5 protein-coding genes are annotated in these 6,230 nt (G+C 66.2%); all 5 read right to left on the bottom strand.

Features of this window, described 5'->3' with window-relative positions; translation table 11 throughout:
• Positions 1 to 300, bottom strand: a 300-nt coding sequence (locus tag AC1DRO_RS19700) for an acetyl-coenzyme A synthetase N-terminal domain-containing protein (protein ID WP_476952110.1), incomplete at its 3' end; no start/stop codon positions are given.
• A 126-nt stretch (positions 301 to 426) separates the two neighbouring features.
• Positions 427 to 1,437, bottom strand: a complete 1,011-nt coding sequence (adhP, locus tag AC1DRO_RS19695; RefSeq protein WP_476952109.1) for an alcohol dehydrogenase AdhP — start codon at positions 1,435 to 1,437, stop codon at positions 427 to 429.
• Between the two features lie 260 nt (positions 1,438 to 1,697).
• On the bottom strand, positions 1,698 to 2,987 hold the full coding sequence (locus AC1DRO_RS19690) for a GAF domain-containing protein (RefSeq protein WP_043436418.1): 1,290 nt from the start codon (positions 2,985 to 2,987) through the stop codon (positions 1,698 to 1,700).
• 195 nt (positions 2,988 to 3,182) lie between these two features.
• Complete coding sequence (locus tag AC1DRO_RS19685; protein ID WP_243178046.1) at positions 3,183 to 4,499, bottom strand: ATP-binding protein; 1,317 nt, start codon at positions 4,497 to 4,499, stop codon at positions 3,183 to 3,185.
• Between the two features lie 121 nt (positions 4,500 to 4,620).
• Positions 4,621 to 6,204 carry an amino acid permease gene (locus AC1DRO_RS19680; RefSeq protein ID WP_476952108.1) on the bottom strand — a complete coding sequence of 528 codons (1,584 nt, stop codon included), beginning with the start codon at positions 6,202 to 6,204 and terminating at the stop codon, positions 4,621 to 4,623.
• Between the last annotated feature and the right edge of the window lie 26 nt (positions 6,205 to 6,230).

Below are 6,230 nucleotides of genomic sequence, written 5' to 3'. Positions count from 1 at the left end.
GTTGTAGGCCGCGTTGACCTCGCCGCCGACGAACCACTTAGCGAACGGCGGGTCGGACCAGTCCAGCGCCTGGGTGAAGTCCCTGGACCAGCTCAGCAGCTCCCGGGCCTGCTTCGCCCAGAAGGCGGGACGGTCGGCGTCGGCCTCGGCGTAATCGGCGGCGGTGACCACTGCGTTCGCGGCGAACTCGGCGGACGGCGCGAAACGGCGGTTCTCCTGCGACAGGTTTTCGAACGCGTCGCCCTGGGGCATCTGCGTGGCCATGGAGCCGGGTGGTACCGCGGTGCGGGCGTTGGACATGGGAAACCCCTGTTCTTTCTTACATATTCTGCAGTGAAAATTGCGTGTGTGCGGCAGCGGCGTATCCCCAGGGTGCCTGGGGATACGCCGCCGTCGCAGCCAGCCGGGTTGATCAGTACTTGTTGATCAGTACTTGATGACCACGCGGCCGTCGATCTTGGCATGCTTCATTTCGTCGAGGACAGCATTCACTTCGGAGAGCTCCCTCGTGGAGACCGTGGGGTGGATCTTGCCCTGGGCGTAGAAGTCGAGTGCTTCTTCCAGGTCCTGCCGGGTTCCGACAATTGAGCCGCGGACCGTCAGGCCCTTGAGCACAATCTCGAAGATCGGCGCCGGGAAGTCCCCCGGCGGCAGCCCGTTGAAAACGATCGTTCCGCCGCGCCGGGCCATCCCGATGGCCTGCCCGAACGCTGACGGGTGCACTGCCGTGACCAGGACTCCATGACATCCTCCGGTTTCGCGCTGGATAACTTCGACGGGGTCTTCGTGCAGGGCGTTGACGGTCAGTTCGGCGCCGTGCTTCTTGGCCAGGGCCAACTTGTCATCGGCAATGTCCACCGCAGCGACCCGCAGCCCCATGGCGACGGCGTACTGGACAGCGATGTGCCCGAGTCCGCCGATCCCGGAGATGGTGACCCACTGGCCCGGCTTGGCCTCGGTCATCTTCAGGCCCTTGTAGACGGTCACGCCGGCGCAGAGCACGGGTGCGATTTCCACCGGGTCCGAACCGGCCGGAATGCGGGCGGCAAACCGGCTGTCGACCAGCATGTACTCGCCGAAGGAGCCGTCGACGCTGTAACCGGCGTTCTGCTGCGCCTCGCACAGGGTTTCCCAGCCAGTGCGGCAGTACTGGCAGTCGCCGCAAGCGGACCAGAGCCACGCGTTGCCGACCAAATCGCCGATGGCCAGATCGGTGACGCCCTCGCCGACGGCGACGACCTCGCCCACGCCTTCGTGGCCGGGAATGAAGGGCGGTGACGGCTTGACCGGCCAGTCTCCCTCCGCGGCGTGCAGGTCGGTGTGGCATACGCCGGTGGTGAGGACCTTGACCAGGGCCTCTCCGCGTCCCGGCACGGGAACGGGCAGGTCCTGGATCTGAAGATCCTTGCCGAATTCGGTAACTACAGCTGCTCTCATCGTCGTCATTGTCGATATTCCTTCGTCGTTTGTAGCCGCAGCAAATAATGCGCAGGCATGAGTTTGAACGTCACTCCAGAAGCCGGGCGTGATGCCCGTTGTCCGCCGAAAGCCTCACCGGGGGTGCGGGTGAGGCCCGCGGATTGTCAGGGTGTGGATAACCCAACCATCGCTGGCACTTGTGCTGAGCAGGATGATGGCCGCTGCCTAAAGCCTAGGGAAGGGAGGGTTGCGACGAGGTTGCAGTCTTGTGAGTCAGGTCACCTTGGCTGGTGAGTTCCGAGTTCGGCTTCCAGGCGCTCGATGTCGGCCACCACCCCAGCCCTCTTAGGGGAGCGGGGCGGCAGCAGCTTCAGCGCCGCCATCCGGACGGCAATGTCATCGCTCGCTTCGGGAAGTTCCGCATACTGGAGCAGGGCTTCCGCGCTGCCGTCCGTTAGGACCGCCTCCCGAAGGAGTGTGGAGACGCGCCTGCGCAGCGTCACCACACCCGGAGCCTCGGAGCGAGGCAACACCGGTCCGCGATAAATCTCCAGGGCGACTCGGTGTGCCCCGCGCTGGAGGCAACTGAGAACCTGTCCGGCGTCCGGCAGCACGTCCACGATGAGTCTGTAGGGCCGGGATTCCGGTACGGCGGCAGGATTGAACTGCTGCAGGACTTTTCTCAACCGGACCATCTCCGCCCGAAGTGTCATGGCTGGGACTTCCCCGAACAGCATGCCGCCCAGCTCTTCGCCGCTGAGACCATCCGGATGGATGCTCAGCAGGGCCAGAATCTCACTGTGCCGTGGAGACAGCGATACTGTTCTTCCTTCGATGCTGAGCAGCGCGTGGTCGCGGCCGAGCAGTTGCAGGCTGTTGCGATAGAGGCTCCGGGCCGGGCTGCCGGGAACGGTTCTGGGCCTTGCGGCGGACGCGGGCTCTCGCCGCCGTGCGAGCCGGTCGCGTTGCGCAGCGGCCAGCAGGAGACGCTCCACGTGCAGCTGCGCCTGCGCGGCCGCGACCGCAGCCTCTACGAGGGAAAGCGTGTGCGGGGCGACTGCCATCTCGGTGCCGGTGATATCCAGGACTCCGATCACGGCGCCGGTGTCTGGATCACGGAACGGCACGGCCGTGCAGCTCCACGCGTGAACAGCCCGGTTGAAATGCTCGGGACCGGAGACCTGGAGGCTGCGGCCCAGTGCCAGGGCGGTTCCAGGAGCGCTCGTGCCCACGCTGGCCTCGGACCAGTCCGCGCCCTCAACGAACATCATGCCCTCGGCACGCCGGCGCAGGGCAGCGTCCCCGTCGACCCACAGGAGCCGGCCCAGCTCATCCCCGACAGCCACGAGCAACCCTTGGTCGGAACTGGGCTGAATCAGCAGCTTGTTAATCACCGGCATGATCGACGCCAGCGGATGGCCGCGACGGTACTCCTCAAGGGCTTCTCCATCGAGGAGTACCGAGGACGGCGGCATGTCAGGGTTGGCCTGCAGCCGGAGCGAACGCTTCCAGGATTCTTCAATGATTCTGCGAAGCGGACCCGTCCCGGACCTGATGCTGAGCTGCATCGATGCTGTGACACGCCTGGCAGCAGATTGCGCCGGCTCGGTCGCCGGGTTTGGGGATAGCGACCGGGGACTACGCACGGTGGCTCCAGTGTCGACAAACAGGAGTGGGGTCCAAGTGGCCCCAATCACAAGGATACCGCCGCTGTGTGCCTTGATCGCGGCCTGGCCCCATCACAAACTGCTGGCGGAGTCCATCTAGACGCGTCCCAGGGCGTCGATGTCCTCGAGGAACTGCTGGTGCACTTCATCGCTGACCGTTGTCCGGGTGTCCGCGATCGCGTCGAGGTAGTCCTGGGTCGAGGGGCCCTTCCGGACCGCCTCGCGGACTGAGGCGCTGCCGCTGGACGCCGCGCCGCCGTCGTCGTACACCGCCTTTTCCAGCGCCCGCTGGGAGGCGCTGCGGGCCGCGTACTCGATGTCCGCGGGGGAGAAGCCCTCGGTACGGTCCACCAGGAGCTCGACGTCGACGTCGTCCACCACGGCAACGGGGATGAAGCGCTGCCACATGGCCTCCCGGGCCTGCCGGTCCGGCAGGCCGATCGGGATGACGTAATCGAACCGGCCGTGCCGCAGGAACGCCGAATCCAGGGCGCGGATGAAGTTGGTGGCGCAGACCAGGAGCCGGCCGGGCTGCTCGCGGAAGGCGGGGATGATCTTCAGGAGCTCGTTCGTGACGCCCTGCAGGGGAGAGGGCGGTTCGCCCGAGCGCTGCGCGGCGATCTCCTCGACCTCGTCGATGAAGACCACCGCGTGCTCCAGTTCGGCGATTTCCAGGAACGTCTCGCGCAGCGCCCCGGCCAGCCCCTTCGGATCGGCGGCCAGCCGGGAGGGGAAGACCTCCACGAACGGCCACTCCAGCCGGGACGCGATCGCCTTCGCAAACGTCGTTTTGCCGGTACCGGGAGGGCCGAAGAGGACCACGGCGCGCGGCGGCACCACACCGTATTCGTCGGCGAGGTCTGCCTCCGCGAGCGGAAGGACCAGCCGGCGCTCCAGGAGTTCCTTTTCCAGGCGCATGCCTGCGACGTTCTCCCACAGGTCACGGGCCAGGATGCGGCCGCCAAGCAGGCTGAGGGGTTCCAGTTCCTGGCGCTGGACCGGGATCTTCCGTTCGAAGTAGCGCAGGTTCTTCTTCAGCGCGAAGCCGCGGCCCAGGAACGCCTCCACCCGGGTTTCGGATTCCGGCATCAGGGCCGAGAGCTTGTTGAGCCCGTGCGGTGCCATCCGGTTCTCGACCGCGGCCAGCAGCGAGGTGCCGATTCCGCGGCCCCGGAATTCGGGCAACGTGGCCAGGAAGACGATCCAGCCCTGGTCATGGGCGGCCCGTCCGACGGCGGCACCCACCACCTGCTCGCCCTGCACCGCGACGACGGCGTGGTCCTTCTCGCAGGAGGCGAGCACCTCGGAGAGGGCGTAGACGGGCTCGACATTTGATTCCTTGAGGGACTCCCAGAGGTGCAGGATGCCGTCGAGGTCGGCCGAATGGAAATCCCTGATCCGCCAATTGGTCATGAGCTGTCTCCCGGGTGGTTCGTCGCTGAGCCATGTTGAGTCTGTCCGCTGAGCATATGCGAACCGGCCGCAGGAGAGGTTGCGGGGACGTTGCGTTACGCGGAGGCGGACTGCCGGGATGTTACTCCGAATCCCCGCCGGTCCCACGCACGGGTCGGTTGGCCACGAGCGGATACGGGCCGGTGAACCCGTCGCGGACGGCGGCGATCTCCAGGATGCGGTGCCGGCAGAGGCGCCAGCCGAGCATCAGCAGCGGGATGATGACCGCGAGGGAGGCGATGGTCCACGTTCCGACTGGCGAGTCGAAGGCCATGAGGACCAGCACCGCCAGGAGGAAGGCCAGGGTGATCCAGCCCGTGACGGGTGCGCCCGGCATGCGGAACGCGGGCCGGAGCAGTTCCCCGCGGGCTGCGAGCCGGGCGAGCTGCATCTGGCAGAGGACGATCATGGCCCAGGTGCTGATGATGCCCAGCGATGCGACGTTCAGGACGATCTCGAAGGCCTCGGCCGGGACCACGGCGTTCAGGATCACGCCCAGGACAGCCACTGCGGCAGTGAGGGCGATGCCGCCGTAGGGGACACCGGACTTATTCATCCGGCCTGCGAATTTCGGCGCGGAACCGGAAATGGACATCGAGCGCATGATCCGGCCGGTGGAGTAAAGGCCTGCGTTGAGCGAGGACAGCGCCGCGGTAAGAACCACGAGGTTCATGATGGCGTCCACGCCGTCGACCCCGATGGAGCCGAAGAATGTCACGAAGGGGCTTTCGCCGGCCTTGTAGGAGCTGTAGGGCAGCAGCAGGGAGAGCAGCACGAGCGAGCCGACGTAAAACACCGCGATGCGCACGATCACCGTGTTGATGGCCCGCGGCATGATCTTTTCGGGGTTTTCGGTCTCGCCGGCGGCGGTGCCGATCAGTTCGATCGAGGCGTAGGCGAACACGACGCCCTGCATCACCACGATGGCCGGCAGCAGGCCATTGGGGAACATGCCGCCGTTGTCCGCGATGAGGCTGAAGCCGACTTCCTGCCCGGCCACGGGCGTGCCGAAGATGACGAAGTAGATGCCGACGAGCAGGAAGGACACGAGCGCCACGACCTTGATGAGCGCGAACCAGAATTCCAGCTCGCCGAACACCTTGACGCTGATCAGGTTCAGGCCCAGGACCAGGATCAGGGCCGCCAGGGCCCAGGTCCACTGCGGCACGTCGGCGATGGGCGCCCAGTATTTCTTGAAGAAGTTCATGTACAGCGCGACGGCGGTGATGTCCACGATCGCGGTCATGGCCCAGTTCAGCCAGTACAGCCAGCCGGTGACGAACGCGGCCTTCTCGCCGAAGAATTCGCGGGCGTAGGACACGAACGAGCCGGACGAGGGCCGGTGCATCACGAGTTCGCCGAGCGCGCGCAGGATCATGAAGGCGAAGAACCCGCAGACGGCATAGCTGATGATCAGGGCCGGACCGGCGGTGGCGAGCCGGCCGCCGGCGCCCATGAACAGGCCGGTGCCGATGGCGCCGCCGATCGCGATCATCTGGACCTGCCGGGGTTTCAGGCCTTTGTGGTAGCCCTGGTCCTCGGCGTGGAGCGCAGCTCCCGAGGCGTGGGCATGAGCCGGAATGGTGTGGTCGGTGACGGCGGATTGTTGCTGGGTCTGCTGTCGAGCGGGCAGTTTTTGGGCGCGGGCAGTGTCAGGAGAAGTCATGGGGGTCCTTCGGGGTTCGGAGGGGC

It is taken from the genome of Arthrobacter sp. P4_F11, assembly GCF_056401395.1.
Note: the sequence above shows the minus strand (reverse complement) of the source record. Positions and strands in the feature narration are given on the sequence as shown.